Below are 22,983 nucleotides of genomic sequence, written 5' to 3'. Positions count from 1 at the left end.
TAATTTATTTAATTATTTTTTAAACAAAATCCGTTATATTTTTCTATATATCCAATCGGATTATAAGATAATTTAGCTTTTCTAAGTCCAATATCGCCGACATCCTGCTCTCTATTTACGAATTTAAATCTTTCGTCTTTATTATTTTCTAAAAATAATTTATTTATAGCCTGATAGCTTCCTTTATAATCTCTATCTCCTCTTTCCGAATGAACTACTAAAGTATCTCTTAAACTCAAATCTCCAATGCTATAAGCTACTACTTTACCGTCTATATAAATCGCTCCGCCAACTATATTATTTATTTCATTCCAATAATCGAAAAGAGTTTTTATCATAATAATATCCGCTTCCGCTCTTATCTCATGCATTAATAATTTATAACCGTCAAAAGCTTCGTAGTCTTCGCTTTTATTGTATTCGTTTGATTGAATCTCTAAAAAACTTTTTTTCATTTCATCCTCTTCCCATTTATTTTCAAATTCAAATATTTCTTTAACCATGCTTCTGTCTATCGGTTTGTATTCAAAATTATTTTTAATAAATTGATTATAAAGATTTTTTTTATTATGGAATTTTCTTCCGCTCAAATTCATTAATTCGTTATAATCGTATAAATATTCCCATTCGTCTCTATTTTCTTTTATTTTTATATTTATTTTATTTTCCCAATATGTCGCAAGCTCTTTTGGAATTCTTATTATGCTTTCTTTCTCTCCTATCATATCGCATAAATCTTTTTCTTTTCCAAAATCATGATTAAACCAATCGCCAACGGGCGCCCAATAAAGAGTGTAAGGCGAACATTGTCTTATCCAAACAAGCTCTTTTGTAAAAGCCCATTCGAGCATATAAATATCTTTAAGCCCAAATAAATTTATAAATGTATAATCTGCAGATTGAGTTGGAGTAATTGAAAAATATTTATGATATAATTCTTGTTTTTCTAATGTTATAGGTTCAAATTTTAGCATTAATTATCCTCTCTTATTTTTATTATTTTTCTTAATAAATCTTTTTATATTTCTAAAAAATTCGCCTTTAGCGTTTTCGTCTTTAAGTATATATTTTAACATAAATCTTAAATATGGGTGATAAATATACATCGTTTCTTTTATAGTCATTTTAGTTTTATTATCTCCTATATCTTCAAGTATATAAGTCCATAAAGTAGTTCCTTCGACTTCCACTTTTACTATAGATAATTCGGATATTTTATTATTTTCTATTCGGCGAACTTCAATTAATTCTTGATAGACTTTTCTGTTTTTATAAGTTTGCATTATTTTTAATTTTCCGCTGTCCGTTTTTTCAGTTTTTACTTGATATAAATATTTTATCCATAAAGGATAATTCTCATAATTCGTTAAAAGTTTGTATAATTCGTCTTTAGAAATATTAAGAATTTTAGTTTTTTCTTTTGTAAAAGACGGCGGAATTCTTTTTCCTATAATAAACGGAAGAAAAATCATTAAACCCATCAATATTAAAGGCATAAGTATAAATACGGGAATTATATAAAACATTATTTTCCTTGTTTTTTAAGCCTATTTTAAGGCATTTTTTACTTTTAATACGCTTGCTATTTTTTTTAAAATATGTTATATTATACCTTATAAAAAATTAAATAAAAGGGTCTGTAGCTCAGATGGTTTAGAGCGTTCGACTGATAATCGAAAGGTCGGTGGTTCAATTCCTCCCAGACCCACACAGATTCTTTTATAGCTTCGGGGGTTTAGCTCAGTTTGGGAGAGCGGCTGTTTTGCAAGCAGTAGGTCGTGGGTTCGATCCCCATAACCTCCAAATTAAAAACGATTCCTAAAGTATTAAAAAATATTTTAAGAATCGTTTTATTTTTTACGATATTTATTATAAATTAAATATTATACGGGAGAAAATTCATGAAGTTTTTATTATATGTTTTTATAATTCTTTCTTTATTTATTTTTAAGACGAATTCAATTTACGCGTTAAATCAAGACGAAGAAACTCTTTTAGACGCTTCAATTTTCGGAGATGACGATATCGTTGAAAAAATATTAGAAAAAAATATTGATATTAATATTCAAGACGATGTTGGAAATACCGCTTTAATTTTGGCGGCTATGGAAGGACATACAAAAGTTGTGGCTTTATTATTAAATTCGGATGCCGATAAATCGATAGTAAATAAGCATGGAAATAACGCTTTATTTTATGCGAGACAGAGAAATCATAGAAATATAATTAAATTGTTGGAATAATAAATAAAATAATTTAAGCAAAATTTTAATTTTTTATCATAAATAAATTAATTTTTCTATTGACATTTTTTATTAATATGTTATAATTTATTCATTAAAAATTAGTAGGAATTTTATATGTTTAGTTTGTCACTACACTACACTACACTACACTACACTACACTACACTACACTACACTACACTACACTACACTACACTACACTACACTACACTACACTACACTACACTAACGCCGTATTATAAATTTTTTCGGCGATTTTTTCATTGCAAAACTAAAGAATTATTTGAAACATTTAAACGCTTTCTATTGCGTTCACAAAAATTAACTTTTAAGGAGATAACTCTATGATATCTAAAAATAAGAATTTATTTCTAAAAATTTATATTCCGTTTGTGATTATTATTTCTATCGCTTTAATAGTTTTACAAATTTTAGGCTCAAAAAATAGAGTTGGTTATTTAACCGATTTTAATTTGAATATTGAAAGAATGTTAAATTTATATGATTTAGAAAATATTATAGAAGATTTTACCGTTGATGGAAAATTGGATGAAGAAAATATAAAAAATTATTTGCTTACAAATGAAAATATTACAAATTATGTCCATCATTTTAGAATTCGTTATTATGATAAAGTTTTTAGAAATAGTGATGTTTATGGAGTTTATCCTGATTTATCTAATTTGCCTGATTATATGGAAAATGCGGAAATGGAATATAAAGGAAGTCCTTATGGTAATTTTATATCTGATAAAAAAGAGATTAGTGAAGAAAAAATTGATAATATTAATTATATTTTGAAAGTAAAAAATAATTTAATTAGTATTATATGCGTAATATTAATATTTATATTAATTATTAAATTTTTTATATATTATGCATTTGGAAATTTTTTAAATTTTTATAAAGAGATTATAGGTAAAAAAGAATATTTTAATCCTTTAAGCGTAAATGAAAAAATATTTATTATTATAAATTGTATTATTGTATTAATATTATTTATATTTCAATTTTGGCTCGGATTTCCTGGATATTTTCAATTCTCGGACAACTATGCTATTATCGTAAAAGCTATAGCAAATACTTATAGTAATTGGCATCCTGTTATTATATCGTTGACTTTACGTTTTTTATATAAAATATTTGGAGTTCATTCTTATTATTTATTTTTTATTAATTTATTTCTATTCTATTTAGGATTAGCTCTTATTATAATTTCTTTATATCATAGATTTAAAACTAAAAAAGTTCTTCTGATTTATTTATTAATTTTTATTAAAGATATATATTTTATAAATTTTTCTCAAGTAAAAGATTCAACAGCTTCAATGTTTATTTGGTTATTATATTCTTTAATATTTTTTCAATTATCAATACCAATAAATAATAGATATATAAGATTATTCATGAAAATATTTACCGCTATTATATTATTATTTGGGCTTTTATGGCGACATAATTTTATCGTTACTATTTATCCTATTTTTATTTTAATTACTTATTTATGCCTTAAAACAAATCAAATAAAAAATATAAAAGAGTATGTAAAATCATTTGTTATACTAATGTTGTTATGGGCAATTATTTTAATCGGAATTGTAAAAGTATTCCCACATATATGGGGAATTTATAGTAATTATGCCTCAAACCATTTATTCTTACTTCAAATAGCGGGTTGTTCTGTTCCAGCGAATGACGATTCTTTAATACCAAACGAATGGTATGAAGATGGTAAAACTTTTGAAGATGTAAAGAAAACATATAACGACAATCCATTAAATGCTGATAATTTTTCTACAGGTTGGGCAAAAGATAAACCATTTGAAAATAGTAATATAAAATCGTCCGATTTAAAAAAGGTATGGATAAAATATATTTTTAAATATCCTATAAACTACATTAAACATATTAATAGATTTTTTATAGAATTTTGTATAAAAAATAAAAAAAGTTGGTGGTTAATGAATTCCGATACTATACAAAGATTAGATATTGGATTTAACAACGCATATATATCTATAATCAATAGATTTAATAGCAACGAGCAAAAAATTGCTTTCACGCCATTAAGAGAAAAAATATATAATTTTCTTTTTAATAGGATGGTTCATATTCCTATAATATTTCCCGTTATTATATCGTTTATAATATTTATAATTAATTTTATTTTAATTTTTATAAAAAGAATATTTGATTCAAATCTTTTAATTTATTCGTTCTCTGTTTCTTTTTCTTCAATTGCTACAATATTTATTGTAGTTTCATTTACTCCCGTAGTAGATATTAGATATATTTATCCCGTTTATCCAATATCAATAATATCTCTAATATCGTTTTTTACTTTTATTAAAGAATTGCGAGGAGAGAAAAAATGAAAATAGCCGCTATTATTCCTTGCTATAATGAAGAGCTTACAATTAAACAAGTTATTTGCGATATTCAAAAATATTGTCCAAAATGCGAAATATATGTTTTCGATAATAACAGTTCTGACAATTCTTATAATATTGCAAAAGAAACGGGAGCGATAGTAAATAAAGTTTCTTATCAAGGAAAAGGCGAGGTTATTAGAAGAGCGTTCGCTGATATTGATTCAGATATTTATATTATGGTTGATGCAGATATGCAATACGATTTAAGCGAAATAAATAATTTTATTAATTACTTTACGGAAAATAAATTAGATATGCTTAATATATCTCGAGAAGTTGTCGATGAAACCGTTCACAGAAAAGGACATTCTTTTGGAAATATGATGCTTACGGGATTTGCTAATTTTCTTTTCGGAAAGAAATTTAACGATATGTTAAGCGGTTATAGAATATTTTCAAAAAGATTTGTTAAAAGTTTTCCCGCAAATTCGAGAGGCTTTGAAATAGAAACGGAGCTTACAATATACGCTTTGCAAATGCGTTTGCCTATAGACGAAGTTTCAGCGAAATATATAAAGCGTCCAGAAGGTTCGCATTCAAAATTAAATACTTTTAAGGACGGATTTATAATACTTTTCACTATAATTTATTTATTAATTACCGAAAAACCTTTATTATTTTTTAATACGATAAGTTTAATATTTTTAGGGATTGGATTATTTTTAGGAATAGGAATAACGATAGAATATTTTGAAACTTTAAAAGTTGAGCGATTTCCGACAGCGATATTAACTATATGTTTGATAATATTATCCGCTTTGTCTTTTTCAATCGGGCTTTTAATGAAGGCTATAAGCAAAGTTTTAAGCGAGAATAGAAGATTTAAATATAATTCGATTAAGTGATATAGACGAGAGTTGCTATTTGAGAATTGTTAAGAGTTTCAGCGATAAAGTTATAGATTAATAGTTGTCTTTTGATTTTTTAGTATTTTGATAAAATATATTGAGGATTATCAAATAATTTATTGTAATCTTTCAATATTAAAGTTATAAATAAATTATTTTTTATGCAAAATAATGTGTTTTTCTGAAACTTTTTCTATTCTGTATTTACGCAATTTATTAAGAATTCCAATTCCAGCGCCTGCTATAGCTATGATTATAATAATTGCGCCTATAGTCGTATTGCTTCCAAGAGTAGATACCGCTCCAGTTCCAGAGCCTAATGCTATTAAATTTTTGCCGCCAGAAGTTGTAATAAGTAAAATACCTATTACGGCTACGATAGTTGACGCTATAGCTACAACCCATGCAACTTTTCCTGTGGCTTTAATTCTAATTGCTTTTTTAGAAAGGTCGCCTTCTATTTCTATAGTATCTTCATTATTTTTTATAGCATTTGTAAGCTCTTCTTCAGTTGTCACTTTTGCCATTATATCTATCCTTAATTTTAATTATAATTTAATTTATATTTTCTTAATAAAAAAGTCAATATATAGAATTATAAAATTAGTAGAATACTTCAAAAATGTTATTGTAGTTATATCTTATGAATAACTTATTTTAAAGGCATTACTAATTATATTATAAAAAATTATTCAACAGATGATTTTAATATTTTACAAAATAGATAATTTTAATAAAGCGTCATAATGAAATATTATTATTCGTCAAATTACTATAAAATTCATTTATCAATTTATAACCGTTTTTTATCGCGTTTGTATCGTAATTGCTATAAATATAATTTGTTTTGAGTTTCGGCATTTCAATATCGGGATTTTCTTTTATCGGTTTAATTATAAAATCAAAATCATTTTTACTTAATTTATTTTTATAAAAGAAAGCGTAATAAGTCGGCATAAATTCAAAATTAATTTCTTTATTTTCTTTTATTTCCAAAGATAAAATCGTTCCAATGTCCAAATATGGGAATCGTCCTTTATGGCTCGATATAAAATTTCCAAGCGAATATATTATTATTCCTTTATGATTTGTTCCTTCGTATATTTCAGAACATCTTGGAACATGAGGATGATGTCCTATTATTATATCGACTCCGTTTTCTATTAAATCTCTTGCAATTTCTATAGTTTTTTCTTCGGGTTTTGTAGTATATTCCAAACCAAAATGAAGAGATATAATTTTTAATTCGTTATTAGTCGCTAATTTTAAATCGTCTTTTATTTTTTCAATTAAATCTTCTTTTTTAGGAAAAAAATTCATAAAATAAAAATATCCGTTTTCATTGCTTCTATAACTTATTCCGTTATCAAGCATTGTATAAGCGGATAGAAAAATCGGAATATTATTAATATTGGTTATCAAAGGTTTTATATCTTTACTATTCGTAGAGCCTCCAATTATTAATTTATTATTTCTTTCAATTTCAGCTATAGTTTCGGCTTCGGCTTGCGCTCCTTGGTCGTATGCATGATTATTTGCCACAGAAAATAAATTAAAATAATTAAAAAAATATCTTAAATATTCTATTGAACCGTTAAATTCAGGATAAGGCATTGGCGGTTTATTTGTATCGACAGTAAATTCTAAATTTGCAAATACAATATCGCCTTTTAAATAATCTTTCAAATCAAAAAGAATATCTTTATTTTCAAACGATTTTACTATATTTGGATGAGTCATTATATCGCCTACAAAAACGAGCTTTGCAGATTTAACTTCTTCTTTTTTAGAAATATTATTTTTATCGCATGAATTAAATAAAGATATTATAAATAAAATTAATAATATATATTTAAACTTCACTATATATTATCCTCTTTGTTTTCGTTTGCTATGTTTTTAATTTCTTCTTCGTTTGTTTCAATAATTCTTATATTTTTTATAGGCGTAAATTCCATTTCTATTATTCTTCTGTCTTCAATTTTCATTATTCTTATTCTATAACCGTTTAATATTAATCTTTCGTTAGTTTCGGGAATATGGTCTAATTTGTCAATAACATAACCCGCTATAGTTTGATATTCTTCATGTTCTTCAATATTCCAATTTAAAACTTCGTTAATATCTTCTATTGAAGCCGTGCCGTTTACTATTATTCTTTTGCCTTTAAATTTAATTAAATCTTCTTCTTTTTTATCGCTTTCGTCTTCTATATCGCCCATAATCTCTTCTACTATATCTTCCATAGTTACAAGCCCTGAAGTTCCGCCGTATTCGTCAATCGTTATAGCCATTTGCAATTTCTTTTTTTGCATATCGTTAAATAAACTGCTTATAGTTTTTGTTTCGGGAATAAAATAAGGAAGCATTATATAATCAATCGCTTTATTTTTTGTTTTTGTATTTTTATTCGATTTTAAATAATCTTTAAATAACGAGCGAGTATGAAATATTCCGATTATATGGTCTATAGTCTCTTCATATACGGGAAATCTTGAAAGTCCCGTTTCTACAGTAAGTTGAATTATATCGTTTATATCGGTTTCAGCTTCTATGCAAACCATATCTACTCTTGGCGTCATTATATCTTCTACGGTTTTACTTCTAAAATCAATTACTCCCGTTAATAATTCATGAGTCGATTCTTTAATAATTCCTTCTTTATGTCCCATATCTATTATTGTGGCAATATCGTCCATACTTGCAAGAGCGCTTCTTTTTTCAGGATTTCTCAATTTTTTTGGAACTAAATAATTCATTATAAAAGTAGTTATTTTATCCATTAAAAAAGTTATCGGCTTAAAAATCAAATGGCATATTTTCATAAAATATAAAAGATAAGGAATAGTTTTTTCGGCGTTTACTCTCATTAATACTTTTGGTAGAATTTCTCCGAATATTATAATAAGAACGGTTATAGTAGCGGTTGATATTGTAACCATAATATTTTCAGAAAAATTTGGCAGAGCTTGAGCTATTCTTATGGCTAAAACAGTAGCGATAGAACTTGCCGTAATATTGACTATATTGTTTCCAACGAGTAATGTCGGTATCATTGAGCTTGATTTAGCCCAATATTTCATGTCTTCTTCTTTAATTTTTTTCTCTCTTACAAGACGCATTAAAGTCACTTCGTCTATAGTTGTGTATGCCGTTTCGCTTCCCGAAAAAAGAGCGGAAAGCATTATAAAAATCATTATAATTAATATTTCAATTAAATAAATTATCAGAATTTCCATAATTATATAATTTATTCCTAATTCTATTCATAAAATTTGTTCCAGGGTCAATTTTTATTGTATGAATATAATTAATATCCAATTCTTTATATAAATTAAAATGCGGTAAAGAATTATTATTATATTCATAATGCCCGATAATATATTTTATACTATTATATTTATTTTTTAAATATTTAATTAGTTTAATATTTGAATTAAATTGTTCTTCGGTTAAATTGTCTGCAAATCCTATATTTTCTACGCTTATAGCCGTATAATTAAAACCAATCGTATGTCTCGCTATATAATCTAAAGGCGTATTTGAATATATCTCTCCATTTGTGTCAATTATAAAATGTGTTCCAACATTAACTTCGCCTCCAAGCTCAATATCCGTTCTGCCAATCAATAAATCGTTTTTAAATATATTAACAACTATTTCAAGATTTTCTATTTCTGTAGAATGAATCACTATTATTTGAGGATTATTTAAATATACACAAGCTTCTCCATAATGTTTTTTTGTATATTCTCTTAATAAATTTAATCTCAAATCGTTTGGTTCTATTTTGTATTTATTATTTATTTCTAATTCTTTAAGTTTTGATTTTTCCGAATTTGAAATATTTTCGTTTATTTCATTTTTATCATTATTACAAGCGATTAAATCTATAGATATAGATATAAATAAGCAAAGAACGATGTTTTTCATTTAATAAAAAAATTATTTATAAATTAAATATCCATCGCTATATTAACGCTGACGAATCCTATATTTGATTGAAAAGGAATAATAATAGTTTTTAGATTTTTCGGTATAATTTGAATCTCTTTTCCGAAATATAATATAGGAGGAGTAATATCGCAACTTATTCCTTCTTCCGATAATTTTGTTATTGCAAGTCCGCTTATAGTATTTCCTATTTCATTAATAACGCTTCTCATCATATCTTCAAATTCTTCTTCAGAATCGTATTCTGAACGCTTTTTTTCGGTAAGATTTTCCGTTAGAAGTTGTGAAAAATTTTCTGGGAATTCGTATAAAACCTGTCCGTTTACATCTCCTACTATTCCTATAGCTACGCCATAACCTGAAAAGAGTTTTCTTCCCTGTCCTTTTACTAAAGTTCCTTTTTCCATAGTTATTCCCGCCATTTCTTTAAATATTGAAACTAAAGAAACTATGAAAGGATTTATAAATCTCACATCCATAAATTTTATGGTATTTGTAGTCATATATTATTTCCTTCTCTCTTACTTTTTATGATAATATTAATAGTATCGTAATATCTATTTATATTATAACAATTTTTTTTATTTTTTCAATATTTTTATTATGAATTAAAAATTTAATAATTTGTTTTATATAAACTATATTAATTTTATCTATAAAAATACCGTAAATGAATATAGTGTATTTAAGATAATTAACTAACAATAATATATTTTAAACTTGCTATTTAACATAATTCAGTATAAAATATAAATAACTAAAAAGGGGTTTTTATGTCATTTGTTCATTTACATGTTCATACGCAATATTCAATACTTGACGGAGCGTCTCGTATAAAATCGTTATATTCAAAAAGAGATAAAAAGAAAATGCTTATTCCAGGTTTAATAGACAGAGCTAAAGAATTGAATATGCCCGCAATAGCAATAACCGACCATGGAAATATGTTTGGCGTTATGGAATTCTTTTCAGAAGCGAAAGATAAAGGCATAATTCCAATTATAGGCTGCGAATTATATGTAGCACCAAAAACTAGATTCGATAAAAAAGTTGAAGGTTCTGAAGAAAAGAGCGCTATGCATTTAATTGCACTTGCTAAAGATAAAGAAGGATACGATAATTTATGTAAATTGGTAACGCATGGATATACAGAAGGATTTTATTATAGACCTAGAGTAGACCATCAATTAATTGAAAAATATCATAAAGGTTTAATATGTTTAAGCGCCTGTATGGGAGGCGAAATTCCTATAGCAATAAGAAAAGGAGATAATAAACAAGCTTCTCAATTAGCCGAATATTATAAATCTATATTTGGAGAAGATTTTTATTTAGAACTTCAAGACCATGGAATTCCCGAAGAAAAACATCTTAACAGCGAATTATATAAATTGGCAAAAAATCACAATATAGAAATGGTTATTACAAACGATGTCCATTATGTATTAAAAGAGGATGCAAAGGCTCATGAAATACTTCTTGCCATACAGACAAACGGAAAATTAAGCGATGCAAGAAGATATAAATTCCCAAGCAATGATTTTCATTTAAAAAGCGAAGAAGAGATGATGAAATCTTTCGCTAAACTTCCCAAAGCTTTTGAGAATACGGTTAAAATCGCAGAGCAGTGCAAAGATTTAAATATAATGACTAAAAATTATTATATGCCGTCTTATGATATTCCAAAAGGCGAGACGGAAACTACCGTTTTAAAAAAGTTATGCCTTGAAGGACTTAATAAATATTATAATAATGAAATTCCAAAAGAAGCTTTAGAAAGACTCGAGATGGAATTAGCCGTAATATCAAAAATGGGTTTTGAAGGCTATTTTCTTATAGTTCAAGACTTTATAAATTATGCAAGAAATAACGATATTGCAGTAGGACCTGGAAGAGGAAGCGCCGCTGGTTCTATAGTGGCTTTTTCTATCGGAATTACGAAAGTTAATCCTTTAGATTATGATTTGCTTTTTGAAAGATTTTTAAATCCTGAAAGAAAGAGTATGCCCGATATAGATGTAGACTTTCAAGACGATAAAAGGGATTTAGTAATAGAATATGTTAAAGAAAAATACGGAAACGATAATGTAGCTCAAATAGCCACTTTCGGAACTTTAGGCGGGCGTTCTGTTATAAGAGATGTTTGCAGAGTAATGGGATTTGAATTAAGTTTATCCGACAAACTTGCAAAAAATATACCAAATAATATTAGGCTTGCCGATGTGTATGACGACCCCGAATGCGCGGATTTTAGAAGAGAGATAGATTCTAATAGAGAATTAAAAAATATGTATGATATAGCCGTTAGATTGGATGGTTTAATTAGAAATGTCGGACTTCATGCGGCAGGAGTTATTATTTCGAGTAAAGCGATTATGGATTGCGTTCCGATTTATCAGGATTCTAAAACTAAAACGAGAGCTTGCCAATATGAAATGAATTATGTTGAAAATGCGGGACTCATTAAAATGGACTTTTTGGGGATTAAAAATTTAAGACTCATAAAAGACGCCGTAGCGGATATAAAAAATAGATACGGAATAGAAATAGATATTGATAAAATTCCTTTTGACGACCAGGAGGTTTATAAAATATTTAGAAAAGCCGACACAGCGGGAATATTTCAGTTTGAAAGTTCGGGTATGAGGCATATGCTTTTAAATATTAAACCTACGGAATTTGCAGATTTGGTTTCAAGCGTGGCTTTATTTCGTCCTGGTCCTTTAAATTCGGGAATGGATAAAGATTATGCCGACAGAAAAAATAAAAGAAAAAATATAGTTTATAAACATCCCGATTTGAAACCTATACTTCAAGAAAGTCAGGGAGTTCTTATATATCAAGAGCAGATTATGGCTATAAGCAGAGTTATAGGCGGATTTACGGCTGCGGAAGCGGATGATTTAAGAAAGGCTATGGGTAAAAAAATAGTCGAAAAAATGAATTCTATGGAAACAAAATTTATAGAAGGCGGACTTAAAAAAGGATACGATAAAGAATTATTAAAATATTTATTCGATACTATGAAAGGTTTTGCAGAATACGGTTTTAATAAATCGCACTCTGTATGTTACGCTTTAGTCGCATATCAAGAAGCTTATATTAAAGCGCATTATCCTATGGAATATTATGTAGCGCTACTTAACACTACAATAGAAGATGTTGAAAAAATTTCTTCATATTTAAATGAAATTAAACAAAAAAGTATAGGAATAATCACAGCTTCAATATCCGAAAGCAAAGCTTTATTTTCTCAAAAAGACGGAAAAATAGTTTACGGTTTGCATGCGGTTAAAGGAGTTGGTTATCAAGCGGCTTTAGCTATAGAAGAAGAGAGAGAGAGAAACGGAGAATATAAATCATTAGAGGATTTTGCTAAAAGAGTAGATGTTCGTTTAGTTAATAGAAGAGTATATGAAACATTAATTAAATGCGGAGCTTTTTCAGAGTTTGGACATACGGAAAATTCTTTATTATCGTCTTTAGACTCTATAATGGGATACGCTTCAAATTATCAAAGAGATACTTTAGCGGGACAAACTATGCTTTTTGATTCTGTTTCTTCGGAAGATACGGGAATCGCTTCTCTTACGATTGAAAATATGCTTGAATATTCAAATAGCATACTTATGGAAAATGAAAAAGAGGTTTTAGGATTTTCTTTAAGATATCATCCTTTTACAAGATATATAAATAGAATAGATTATAAATATTTTAATAATCTTTTGGAATTAGACAAATTAAAAGATAGATACGAATTTTCAATTCCCGCCGTTATAATAAAAGTGGGAGAATATATGACTAAAAAAAATACGCCTATGCTTACTTTAAATGTAATAGATTTATTTACGGAATCTGTTTTCTATATTACAGATAAAAATCAAACAGACAAATATAGAGATATTTTAAATGAAGAGATGGCAGTATTAATTAAAGGCAGAAGAGAAAAAAGTAGATTCAACGATAGAATATATAATAATATAATCGAAATAAAAGAACTTGATTCTTATTTAGAAAATAAAAATCTAAAAGAAGTTAAAAGAACCGTAAAAACAAACGATTTTGAAAATATAGCTAAAACAAAATCAATTAAAGTTGAAAATAAAGATTCTGAAAGTCATTTTAAGAATAAAGAGATAAAAACGAAAGAAGCAAATAATAATTTTATTAAAAATTCCAATTCTGATAAAAAACAATTATCTCTTTATATGAATAAAAATATTTTTGACGATATGGATTTATTATGTCTTCAAAATGCAATTTCAAGCAATCCTGGAGATTATACGATTTTCTTAAAATTAAAATCCGAAAGCGGAATGGAAATATTTAAAATAGGCGAAAATTATAAAGTCGAGCCAAACGCGAGATTTTTTAACGAAGCTAAAAGTTCTTTAAGGTCTTTAATAGAAATAGAATACGCTTAATTTTGAAATATTGAATAAGCGTAGCCAATTATAGCGGAAGCTGCGGACACATTTAAAGAATCAAAATCGCTTAAAGAATTTATAACAATACTTCCGTCAGAATTATTTTTTATTGTTTCTCTAACTCCTTTATGTTCGTTTCCTAATATAATTGCGGTTGGCAAGTCGAATTTAAAATTTTCTAAATGTATATCTCCTTTTTCGCTTGCATAATATATCCAAAAACCTTTATCTTTCATTTTATCCAAAATTCTATTTAAATTTGTTTCTATACAAATAGGCAAATGATAAGCTGCTCCTTGAGATACTTCATAAACTTTTTCGTTTATTTTAGCCGAATTGTCTTTAGGAATTATTATTCCAGCTAAATCGAAAAAATAAGCGTTTCTTATTATAGCGCCTAAATTATGAACATCGGTTATAGAATCTAATATAAATATTAACGGATTATTTTTTTTATTCAAAGCGTTGTATAAAAAATAATCTATTCCGATTTCTGCATTTTCTTCAATATCTGCTGCGATAGAATAAACTTTTCCAATTATAGATTCCATTTCTTTTTTATCTACAATTTTTATTTTAATTTTTTTTCTTTCCGCTATTTTTATTATTTCTTTTTCTCTTTTAGATAAAGGAAATTTAACATATAAAATTTTTACCAAATCTTTTGTAATCGCTTCGGTTATTGCGTTTTTTGAAGTTATAAACATATTTTCTCTTTTTATTAAAAATAAGATTATGATAAATTATAACAAGAATTAATTTTTTTGATATAGTTTTTCTATTTCTTCTTCATATTTTTTCATAATATTAAATCTTTTCATTTTTAATGATTGAGTTAAAAGCCCGTTTTCAATACTAAACTCTTTATCGGTTATAATAATTTTTGAAATTATTTCATAAGGTCTAAATCCGTTTTTAGAATTAATCAATCTTTTTAAATCCGATTTTATTAATTTATTTACTTCAGTAGAATTGCATAAATCATTAGAATTATCATAATTAATTTTATGTTTTTCAAAATATTCTTTTATGTTTTCCGAATTAATTACTATTATAGCTCCCGTTGAAGATTTATCTTGTCCTATAAGCATTATTTGAGAGATATATTTTGATTCCATCGCTTTATTTTCTATTGGTTGCGGCTCTACATTCTCTCCCGTTAAAAGAACAATCGTCTCTTTCGCTCTTCCCGTTAAAACAATTTCGCCTTCTTTAGTATAAGTTCCTAAATCTCCCGAATCAAAAAAATCGTCTTTCTTTGCGGTTTCGGTTAATTCTTTATCTTTATAATATTCTTTAAATACATTAGGACCTTTTATATAACAAACTCCCATAACTCCGTCCTTACAAACTTCGCCTCTTTTATCTCTTATCTCTATTGTTACTTCAGGTATCGGAGTTCCGCAAGTTCCTCTATAATTTTTATAAGGCGACCTTAAAGTGACAACGGGCGCAGTTTCGGTTATTCCCCAACCTACGACTAAATTAATTCCCGCAGCTTCTACAAAATCTTCAATATACATTGGCAAAGCGCCGCCTCCCGATATAGTTAACCTTAATCTTCCTCCCGTTAATTCTATAATTTTTTTATAAATTATTTTTTGAGCCAATTTATGAAAAATATAATCGAATATTCCTATTTGATAATATTTTATTTTCTCTTCTTTTGTTTCATCTCCTATTATATAAATTAAATTATTTTGATATCTTAAATTTCTCGTATATCGAATAGAACCTTTTATTAAAGTTTTAGCGAATACTCTTGAGATAAAACCTTTTCTGTCAATATTTTTCATCACGGTATTATATATATTAATCCAAATCGCAGGAACGGAAATAAATATATCGGGTTTTTCTTCCGTAAAATCTATTTTTAAATCTCTTTTATTTGTTATCGCAGTAAAACATCCCGTTATCGCCGTTACATAAGATATTGTTCTTTCGTATATATGCCAAATTGGAAGTATGCTTAAAAATTTATCTCCGCTTTTTAATCTTATTATATCGGGCAAAACTCTAACATTATGCAATATATTTCCATGCGTTAAAACAACTCCTTTTGGCTTTCCCGTAGTTCCCGAAGTATATATAATCGTTGCAATATTTTCGTTATTTAATTTTTTAGACTTATTTATTGCAAAATCTTCTTTTCCATTTAAACCTTCTTTTCCTAATTCTAAAAATTTATCGAAAGAATATATATTTTTATCGGGATTATGCATTGAGTTATCTAAAAAAACTATTAAAGACAAATCATTATGATGTTTTTTTATTTTCTCGAAAACATATTTATTTTCAACCAATACCGCTTTTGATTCGCTATGTTCTATAATATAATTTAATTCTTCCGAAGTAGAATCGTCTCCTCTCGGAACATCGACAGAACCTAAAGATAAAAGCGCCATATCGCATATAAACCATTCTATTCTATTTTCAGAAAATATTGCCACATTTTTTGAAGCAAATCCTTTAATTTCAAAAGCTTTAGCAATAGCGTTTATTTTATCATACAATTCTTTATATGTAATTGTAATTTTATCTCCGTTATTATCTCTATATCTATAAGCTGGACTTTGAGGCATTTTCATTGCCGTTTCAAAATAAGCGCTTGGTATTGAAGTATATTCTAACATAAATACATATCCTTAAATAATAAATAGTCATAATTAATATAGTTAATTATAACTATAAATTGTAAATATTACAAGCGGTTTTTTATGTATTCTAATAAATTTTCCGTATATTTAGATTGCGTAAAGTTATTAAGTATTTTTTTTGAGGATTCTATTAATTCTTTTTTTATATTCTTATTTTTATAAACTTCAAGCATTGCATTTGTAAGAGAATCAATATCTTTCATATCGCAGGAAATTGCATAATCTTTTGCGACTTCATAGACGCCCGAAAGATTCGATATTATTGAAATGCAAGAAGAATAAAGCGCTTCTATTACGGTTAATCCAAAAGGTTCGTTTATAGCTGGCATAATTAGAGCGTAACTTTTATTTAATAAATCTTTTTTTTCTTCGTCCGAAACATAGCCTTTAAATATTATATTTTTTTCTATTCCAATTTTTTTTGAGAGATTTCTTAATTTTTTTTCATGTCTGCCTTTGCCTGCGATGATAAATTTTAAATCTTTATCGTCTATTTTTTCAATTAATTTTTTGAAAGATATTATTGCATTTTCCAAATTTTTAGGTTTCTCTATTCTTCCAATATAAATAAAATATTCGGACAAATTTATAGGCATTATATTATTTTGAGTAATACAAGGATAGATAACTTTTGCCTCTCTATTATAAACTCTTTTAATTGCATTTTTTGTTCTTTCGCTATTTGCCATTATATAATCTATTTTTTCAACGCCGAGTTTATCCAACCGCATCGTCCATCTTGCGATAATATCCCAAGTCTTTTGAAGTTTATTATAACTTTTATCATCGCTTCCGTAAAGTCGAACGCTCGGCTCATGGCAATACCAAAAACTTTTAGGCAATTTTTTATTATTTTTTTTAGCTTCATTATAGGCAAGTCCGTAAAAAATAGTCGCGGGAAAATTATGAATAAGAATCGCATCGTAATTTATTAAATTATTTGCCAAATATTTTGCAGTTTTATTAAAAATAATCGGATTTAAATATATATCCGTTTTGAATTGTTTTATAAAATCAGGAGCGTTATCTCTTAATTTGTAAGTATAAATATCTGTTTCAATATTAAGATTATGTAAACTTTGAGCGGTTGAAAGAATAACATTTTCAGCTCCTCCGTTATAACCGAAAGTTGGATGCAATATGGCAATTTTTTTTATATTCATAAATTTTATAATAATATATTTTATAAAACTTACAAGTATTTATTATTTATGTTTTAAAATTTTTATAAAAGATATGAAGCTTGTAAGATTTGTAAACCTGATAGTATTTAAGATATTAATATATTTTATAATTATTCCGATAATAAATATACATTTTATGCCGTTTTTCGATAAGCATATTCAAACATTACTGCTCTGCTCTGCTCTGCTCTGCTCTGCTCTGCTCTGCTCTGCTCTGCTCTGCTCTGCTCTGCTCTGCTCTGCTCTGCTCTGCTCTGCTCTGCAGTTTTAAATTTATTTCTAAAATTATCTCTCAACTTTTTAACGGGTATAAACCAAACAATAGAATCTATAATTTTATTCATTTTATTATTTAAATCGTTTAATTGATTCTTTAAGTTACATACTTCATTGTATAAGTAAAATGAAGGTATTATTTTTGGAGTATTTATTTGAGTAAAATTATAACATTCTTTTTGATATTTGAATTTTGGGCTATAATTATTAATTCTGCAATTGCAATCATTTATTGAGCATTTTATCGGCTTTATTAATTTTAAATAATCTATATCGTCATAATATATATTTCCAATAAGCGGAGATATAGAACATTCAGAACCTTTATAATCTCCATTATGATTAATCGACATAGAATTTATACCTTGAACACAGAAATAATTTTCAAAATTTTTCATATTTTCAATTATACTTACTCTATGAGGCAGATAAATTATTTTATCGTCTTCAAAAATATATCTTGTATTTATATCTTGAAAAAAATCTGGAATATCGCTTGTATATTTAAACATTTCCTCTACATTTTTTAATTTCAAGATAGAGTTATTAAACCAATTAATCTCATCTTTATTATAAATTTTATCTATTTTTTCATTATTATGAATAATTGCCAAATCAATTCCAAAATAATAATACTTTCTATATTCTAATAATTCGTCAAAGAATAATTCATATTTTTCTTTTTTATCTGGATTCATCATTAATGAAACCATTATATATTTGTTATAAGTATTGGCTAATTTTATTAATTCTTTAATATGCGATATGTTGGCATATTCCAAATGAACTGAAAAATTGAAATTAAAATTATTTATTGAAAATAATTTAGAGAAATAATCTTTATTTTTATGTCCGTTTGAAAATAAATATATATGAGTATTTTTATTTTTTGATAAATATTCCGCCAAATCTATAAAATAAGGATATATTGTAGGCTCTCCGCCTGAAAAAACAAAAGTATATTTATCTTTATTAATAGAAAAAATTTTATCAGCGCAATTTTTTAATATGGATAAATCCGTAAAAGATATATTTTTATTTACTATCGGCGCATGAGTGATACAATAAGAACAATTATAATTGCAATAATTTGTAGGCAACCAATGTATTATCATATCATTTGTTTTTAAGTTTCCATGAAATTTTATATTTTTATTCATAATAATTTCTCCTTAATTTTTTATATTTTACAAAATAAAATGCTGCTCCAAGTATTTAAAGTGAAATGGTCAAAATAAAATTTATATTCTGGAACTATACTCTTTAAATATATGGGAATATTATAAAAATCGCTATTTTGATGATATAAACATATAGCGAGTTTAGGTTTATATTTTACAATAGTTTCTTTAGCGCCTTTTAAAGCCTCTAATTCAGCTCCTTCTATATCCAATTTAATGAAATCTATCTTTTCAATGTTATTTGATATTACAAAATCGTCTATACTTATAGATTTATAAATATTATCTCCGTCTTTGTTTATTCTTGAAGAAGGTCCTTCATCGCTAATGAATAAATCGGCATTTGAAATGTTATAAAGCGGATTTTCTATTAACTTTATTCTATCTTTTAATTGAGTATTTAATTTTAGATTTGTATTAAATATTTCAATATTATTTTCTACAAACTCAAATGAAAATACTCTTCCTTTTTCGCCAGAAAGATAAGAAAAATATAACGCCGTATCGCCATAGCACCCCCCCCGTCTATAATATAGTCGTCTTTTTCAACCATAACCTTATTTTTATATCTATATTGTTCTAAAAAGTAAGTTTCAAATAATTGTCTTTGAGTATAATATAATTTTATATCTTTAGAAAAAGATAATTTAGATAAATCATATAAATATAATTTTGAATTATTAATTTCAATTGTTTTATCGGTTTTAGCTAAACATAAATCGTCATAATATTTCCAAGAATTGCTATAATATAAAATTAAAGATAGTCCGTCATATTTAGAGGCTCTTACTATAATTTGAGATACAAACATATTTTTACTATATTCGTCTTCCAATAAATAATATGATTCCTCTAATTTTTCAATATCAAACGCGTCTTTTATATATTGTATTAAATCGTTTATCGTCATATTATTAAAATTTTTATTATCAAATATGTCGTTATTTAATATCGGCTTTAAATTTACATCGTTAAAATTTTCAATATTTAAATTATATAGTTTACATAGATTAAATATATTATTTATTCTCTTAAAAAATAAATTTTTATTTTGACTATTATATAAACGATTTCTTATTGAATTTCTCAATTTTTTAAAAGGTATCCACCAAACTATATTGTCTATTGTTTTTTTATCCATCTTTTTCTCCTTAAAAATTAAATTTATTATTATTTTCTTTCAATTTATGACTACAAAATTCTTTCATATACGGATTTAACCATTCTTTTTCGTCAGATTGAATTCTGTTTCGCATTTCATAATAGTATGGAGCTTTTAATCGAGGTATATCGCCCCAAGTTAAAAATGCATGAGAATTATAACAATGAGGCTCTAAACATTTTCTACCAACCGATTTTATTTTTATAGGTTTCATATTTTCAAATATATTTTGTTGCAGATTATTGCTATAACATTGTCTTAAAACTCCTTTCCCAATATCTAAAATATAAGACCATTTTCCCGCATAACAATATTCTTTTCTCTTCACTAAAAAAGTGCTTAATTTAAAGCTAAACATTTTTGAATTAAATTGAGACCAAACCTTATTATATTCTTGTTTTGATAATTTAGTTAATATTTTTTTATTATCGGTATTATCTTCTCTTGCAACGGTTATATGAGGCAAAGCTCCAAAATTTTTTAAACTAAATTCTTTAATCTCGTCAATATATTCTATCAATTCGTCATAAGGAGTTATTTCTATGCTGAATGACGCTCCCGAATCTTGCATCAATTTTATATTTTTTACATAATCTTCCAATTTGTTTAATCTTTTTAATTCAAGATAATGAAATGAAAATTTAAAAGCCAAACGATAAAGCAAATTCTTTGGAAATTGAGAAATCTCTTCAAATCTTTTGTTTAAAGAACCGTTTGTTATAACCCAAATATAATGTCCTTCTTCAAGCAATTCTTTCAAAAGCTCTATAATATACGGAGGAAGCAAAGTCTCTCCACCGCCGCACATATTCAATAAACAAGTTCCTCCCAAACGCTCTTTAGATAAAGCTTTTCTCACATCTTTAGCCGAATATTTAAATTCTGGCAAAGCGTCATTCCATCTATTATTTTGAGTTATATAACAATAAGGACATCTAAAATTGCATGTTGTAATCGGTATATAACAATCTATAAACTTTTTTATTTTATCAAGTTTTATATCTTTAAATTCATCCTCTACAAAATTAATAAAATCGGGTTTATGAGTTTCTTTAGAATATTCGTATATATCGATTATTTTATCTCTTATATTTTTATCATTCAAATATTGCTCATGCGTAAACATTATTATATTATTATTTATGTCGATTGTTTTTAAGGTTTCATTTATATTTTCAATTTTCTCGATTCTTAAATTAGTTTTAATAAAAAATATTTCATTTTTAATATCTTTGTAAATATTATGTTTATTAAGAAAAATATTTTCATTCTTTTTTAGATAATAATTATCTCTATCGTCATCCGCTGTGAGAAGCCCTTTTATTCCAAATTTTTTTATTTTAATCATATTTTCCAAATTGCCAGAAAAATAATGAAGCCTAACAAAATTATCAATAATATTTAAATTGCCTGCAAATCTTTTAACATATTTAAGAAATAGCTTATAATCTTTTTTAATATTTTCTTTGTCGTTATATCTGCTGTTTTCATTAAAACCATGAAATCCAATTTTTAACCAATTGCAATTATTTATAAATTCTTTTTTAAATTTATCGGTTGCGTTTTTTATATTAAATCCTTTATATTCTACAAACGAATATAAACTTATTTTCGCGTTATATTTATCATGCAATTCTTTGAAAAAAGAAAAATAATCGCTTTCAAATAAAGAATTATAATTATTAATCGTTATATCTCTAAATATTTCTATGCAATCGTCTATACTAAAATTTATTATTTTATTCATTTATAATTTCCTTAATTTAAAATATTAAATCCAATTTTCTACTCTTAAACCTTTTATACGCTTAAATTCTTTTATATTGTTTGTAATAAGCGTGAAATCTTTTGCAAGCGAACAAGAAGCGATAAGCATATCCATATAACCTATTATTTGTCCTTTATTTTCAAGTTCCGCTCTTATTTTTCCATAAGCTAAAGCGCATTCTATATCAAATTCTATAATATTAAACGGAGATAAAAAATTATTCAAACTTAATAAATTTTGCTCTTGTTTAGAACTTTTATAAGCTCCGTAATAAAGCTCGGAAACTGTAATACTCGATATTGCAATTTCGCCAAAATTATAACTTTCTAATTTTTTTCTAACATTTAACGGTTTATTTTTAATAATGTAAATACAAATATTAGTGTCAAGCATTAATTTTTTCAAAATAAATCCTCTCGTTTTTGATTATTTTGATTAATTTCTCTGCTATCTAAAACTTTCGCAAAATCTTCTGAAAATTCCTCCAAATTATCAAACCAATTTTTCCATATATTTTTATCTTGCGACATAAGCAAAACTCCATTTTCAACTTTGCGAATAATAACCTCTTTGCTTTCAAAACGAAATTCTTTTGGCAAACGAACGGCTTGAGAATGTCCGTTATTAAAAATTTTAGCTTTTTGAAACATGTTAATTCCTTAATTAAATATATATTAGTTAGTATATACTTTTAGATTTATAAGTCAATATTAAATTACTCCTAAACTTTAATAAAATTTTTTATAATTTCCCTCATTTTGTTATCAAATATAATTTCATTTTTATTAAAATTTTTAGATAAATATTTATCTATAATTAATTTTATAGAATTTATATCGTCTTTTTCTT

The 22,983-nt window shown here is 26.0% G+C and carries 19 protein-coding genes, 2 tRNA genes and 1 pseudogene; 6 read left to right on the top strand and 16 right to left on the bottom strand.

The genetic code is table 11. The features are described from left to right. Positions 1-8 precede the first annotated feature (8 nt). A complete protein-coding gene (locus EPJ79_RS00110; protein ID WP_021958204.1) occupies positions 9-974 on the bottom strand; it encodes a DUF2156 domain-containing protein in 966 nt (321 codons plus the stop codon). A gap of 3 nt (positions 975-977) precedes the next feature. Next, complete coding sequence (locus tag EPJ79_RS00105; RefSeq protein ID WP_147546920.1) at positions 978-1,526, bottom strand: SRPBCC family protein; 549 nt, start codon at positions 1,524-1,526, stop codon at positions 978-980. 107 nt (positions 1,527-1,633) lie between these two features. Between EPJ79_RS00105 and EPJ79_RS00100 the strand changes: the two genes are divergently transcribed. The 5 genes from EPJ79_RS00100 to EPJ79_RS00080 all read left to right on the top strand — a co-directional run bounded on the left by EPJ79_RS00100 (position 1,634) and on the right by EPJ79_RS00080 (position 5,522). Then, a tRNA-Ile gene (locus EPJ79_RS00100) sits at positions 1,634-1,708 on the top strand. Positions 1,709-1,729: 21 nt separating this feature from the next. Further along, positions 1,730-1,803: transfer RNA gene (locus EPJ79_RS00095), tRNA-Ala, on the top strand. 98 nt (positions 1,804-1,901) lie between these two features. Continuing rightward, on the top strand, positions 1,902-2,243 hold the full coding sequence (locus tag EPJ79_RS00090) for an ankyrin repeat domain-containing protein (RefSeq protein WP_147530605.1): 342 nt from the start codon (positions 1,902-1,904) through the stop codon (positions 2,241-2,243). Between the two features lie 346 nt (positions 2,244-2,589). Then, complete coding sequence (locus EPJ79_RS00085) at positions 2,590-4,620, top strand: hypothetical protein (protein ID WP_147737969.1); 2,031 nt, start codon at positions 2,590-2,592, stop codon at positions 4,618-4,620. Then, positions 4,617-5,522, top strand: a complete 906-nt coding sequence (locus tag EPJ79_RS00080; RefSeq protein ID WP_147737968.1) for a glycosyltransferase family 2 protein — start codon at positions 4,617-4,619, stop codon at positions 5,520-5,522. Before EPJ79_RS00085 ends, EPJ79_RS00080 begins: the two co-directional genes overlap by 4 nt. Before the next feature lie 155 nt (positions 5,523-5,677). Here the strand turns inward: EPJ79_RS00080 and EPJ79_RS00075 are convergent, their stop codons facing one another. The 5 genes from EPJ79_RS00075 to EPJ79_RS00055 all read right to left on the bottom strand — a co-directional run bounded on the left by EPJ79_RS00075 (position 5,678) and on the right by EPJ79_RS00055 (position 9,982). Then, positions 5,678-6,052 carry a hypothetical protein gene (locus EPJ79_RS00075; RefSeq protein WP_147544462.1) on the bottom strand — a complete coding sequence of 125 codons (375 nt, stop codon included), beginning with the start codon at positions 6,050-6,052 and terminating at the stop codon, positions 5,678-5,680. A 214-nt stretch (positions 6,053-6,266) separates the two neighbouring features. Continuing rightward, on the bottom strand, positions 6,267-7,388 hold the full coding sequence (locus EPJ79_RS00070) for a CapA family protein (RefSeq protein ID WP_244289035.1): 1,122 nt from the start codon (positions 7,386-7,388) through the stop codon (positions 6,267-6,269). After that, complete coding sequence (locus EPJ79_RS00065; protein ID WP_147737314.1) at positions 7,388-8,764, bottom strand: hemolysin family protein; 1,377 nt, start codon at positions 8,762-8,764, stop codon at positions 7,388-7,390. The genes EPJ79_RS00070 and EPJ79_RS00065 overlap by 1 nt, the downstream gene beginning before the upstream one ends. Beyond that, positions 8,736-9,458 (bottom strand): peptidoglycan recognition protein family protein, encoded by a 723-nt coding sequence (locus EPJ79_RS00060; RefSeq protein WP_147737966.1) that lies wholly within the window; start codon positions 9,456-9,458, stop codon positions 8,736-8,738. Before EPJ79_RS00060 ends, EPJ79_RS00065 begins: the two co-directional genes overlap by 29 nt. A 23-nt stretch (positions 9,459-9,481) precedes the next feature. Continuing rightward, positions 9,482-9,982, bottom strand: a complete 501-nt coding sequence (locus tag EPJ79_RS00055; RefSeq protein ID WP_147718438.1) for a chemotaxis protein CheX — start codon at positions 9,980-9,982, stop codon at positions 9,482-9,484. A gap of 270 nt (positions 9,983-10,252) precedes the next feature. On the opposite strand from EPJ79_RS00055, the gene dnaE reads away from it, so the two are divergent. Next, on the top strand, positions 10,253-13,903 hold the full coding sequence (gene dnaE, locus EPJ79_RS00050) for a DNA polymerase III subunit alpha (RefSeq protein ID WP_147737965.1): 3,651 nt from the start codon (positions 10,253-10,255) through the stop codon (positions 13,901-13,903). On the opposite strand, the gene rlmB is transcribed toward dnaE, so the two are convergent. The 9 genes and pseudogenes from rlmB to EPJ79_RS00005 all read right to left on the bottom strand — a co-directional run bounded on the left by rlmB (position 13,900) and on the right by EPJ79_RS00005 (position 22,784). After that, positions 13,900-14,613: a 23S rRNA (guanosine(2251)-2'-O)-methyltransferase RlmB gene (gene rlmB / locus EPJ79_RS00045; protein WP_147737964.1), complete on the bottom strand. Its 714-nt coding sequence runs from the start codon at positions 14,611-14,613 to the stop codon at positions 13,900-13,902. The genes dnaE and rlmB overlap by 4 nt on opposite strands. Positions 14,614-14,661: 48 nt before the next feature. Further along, positions 14,662-16,539, bottom strand: coding sequence for an AMP-dependent synthetase/ligase (locus tag EPJ79_RS00040; protein WP_147737963.1), 1,878 nt, complete (start codon positions 16,537-16,539; stop codon positions 14,662-14,664). Between the two features lie 68 nt (positions 16,540-16,607). After that, the gene (locus tag EPJ79_RS00035) at positions 16,608-17,726 is read right to left on the bottom strand and encodes a glycosyltransferase family 4 protein (RefSeq protein ID WP_147737962.1); all 1,119 of its coding nucleotides are present in this window, start codon (positions 17,724-17,726) and stop codon (positions 16,608-16,610) included. 155 nt (positions 17,727-17,881) lie between these two features. Next, positions 17,882-19,183: a radical SAM protein gene (locus tag EPJ79_RS00030; protein ID WP_147737961.1), complete on the bottom strand. Its 1,302-nt coding sequence runs from the start codon at positions 19,181-19,183 to the stop codon at positions 17,882-17,884. A gap of 20 nt (positions 19,184-19,203) precedes the next feature. After that, positions 19,204-19,665, bottom strand: a pseudogene (locus EPJ79_RS11455) (FkbM family methyltransferase); the annotation flags it as partial. Continuing rightward, positions 19,644-20,345 carry a hypothetical protein gene (locus EPJ79_RS00020; RefSeq protein ID WP_147737959.1) on the bottom strand — a complete coding sequence of 234 codons (702 nt, stop codon included), beginning with the start codon at positions 20,343-20,345 and terminating at the stop codon, positions 19,644-19,646. The pseudogene EPJ79_RS11455 and the gene EPJ79_RS00020, both read right to left, overlap by 22 nt. Positions 20,346-20,355: 10 nt before the next feature. After that, positions 20,356-22,113 carry a radical SAM family protein gene (locus EPJ79_RS00015; protein ID WP_147737958.1) on the bottom strand — a complete coding sequence of 586 codons (1,758 nt, stop codon included), beginning with the start codon at positions 22,111-22,113 and terminating at the stop codon, positions 20,356-20,358. Between the two features lie 24 nt (positions 22,114-22,137). Continuing rightward, positions 22,138-22,539, bottom strand: coding sequence for a type II toxin-antitoxin system tRNA(fMet)-specific endonuclease VapC (gene vapC / locus EPJ79_RS00010; protein WP_147737957.1), 402 nt, complete (start codon positions 22,537-22,539; stop codon positions 22,138-22,140). After that, positions 22,536-22,784, bottom strand: a complete 249-nt coding sequence (locus EPJ79_RS00005; protein WP_147737956.1) for an antitoxin — start codon at positions 22,782-22,784, stop codon at positions 22,536-22,538. The genes vapC and EPJ79_RS00005 overlap by 4 nt, the downstream gene beginning before the upstream one ends. Positions 22,785-22,983: the final 199 nt, after the last annotated feature.

The sequence above is a fragment of the Brachyspira aalborgi genome, from assembly GCF_008016455.1.
GTDB classification, from domain to species: domain Bacteria; phylum Spirochaetota; class Brachyspiria; order Brachyspirales; family Brachyspiraceae; genus Brachyspira; species Brachyspira aalborgi.
Note: the sequence above shows the minus strand (reverse complement) of the source record. Positions and strands in the feature narration are given on the sequence as shown.

Coding starts and splice junctions, on each gene's coding strand:
- EPJ79_RS00040 (WP_147737963.1), bottom strand. CDS start 16,539: ATGTTAGAATATACTTCAATACCAAGCGCTTATTTTGAAACGGCAATG.
- EPJ79_RS00110 (WP_021958204.1), bottom strand. CDS start 974: ATGCTAAAATTTGAACCTATAACATTAGAAAAACAAGAATTATATCAT.
- dnaE (WP_147737965.1), top strand. CDS start 10,253: ATGTCATTTGTTCATTTACATGTTCATACGCAATATTCAATACTTGAC.
- EPJ79_RS00105 (WP_147546920.1), bottom strand. CDS start 1,526: ATGTTTTATATAATTCCCGTATTTATACTTATGCCTTTAATATTGATG.
- EPJ79_RS00020 (WP_147737959.1), bottom strand. CDS start 20,345: ATGGATAAAAAAACAATAGACAATATAGTTTGGTGGATACCTTTTAAA.
- EPJ79_RS00005 (WP_147737956.1), bottom strand. CDS start 22,784: ATGTTTCAAAAAGCTAAAATTTTTAATAACGGACATTCTCAAGCCGTT.
- EPJ79_RS00060 (WP_147737966.1), bottom strand. CDS start 9,458: ATGAAAAACATCGTTCTTTGCTTATTTATATCTATATCTATAGATTTA.
- rlmB (WP_147737964.1), bottom strand. CDS start 14,613: ATGTTTATAACTTCAAAAAACGCAATAACCGAAGCGATTACAAAAGAT.
- EPJ79_RS00075 (WP_147544462.1), bottom strand. CDS start 6,052: ATGGCAAAAGTGACAACTGAAGAAGAGCTTACAAATGCTATAAAAAAT.
- EPJ79_RS00080 (WP_147737968.1), top strand. CDS start 4,617: ATGAAAATAGCCGCTATTATTCCTTGCTATAATGAAGAGCTTACAATT.
- EPJ79_RS00085 (WP_147737969.1), top strand. CDS start 2,590: ATGATATCTAAAAATAAGAATTTATTTCTAAAAATTTATATTCCGTTT.
- EPJ79_RS00035 (WP_147737962.1), bottom strand. CDS start 17,726: ATGAATATAAAAAAAATTGCCATATTGCATCCAACTTTCGGTTATAAC.
- EPJ79_RS00015 (WP_147737958.1), bottom strand. CDS start 22,113: ATGAATAAAATAATAAATTTTAGTATAGACGATTGCATAGAAATATTT.
- EPJ79_RS00090 (WP_147530605.1), top strand. CDS start 1,902: ATGAAGTTTTTATTATATGTTTTTATAATTCTTTCTTTATTTATTTTT.
- EPJ79_RS00065 (WP_147737314.1), bottom strand. CDS start 8,764: ATGGAAATTCTGATAATTTATTTAATTGAAATATTAATTATAATGATT.
- EPJ79_RS00030 (WP_147737961.1), bottom strand. CDS start 19,183: ATGAATAAAAATATAAAATTTCATGGAAACTTAAAAACAAATGATATG.
- EPJ79_RS00055 (WP_147718438.1), bottom strand. CDS start 9,982: ATGACTACAAATACCATAAAATTTATGGATGTGAGATTTATAAATCCT.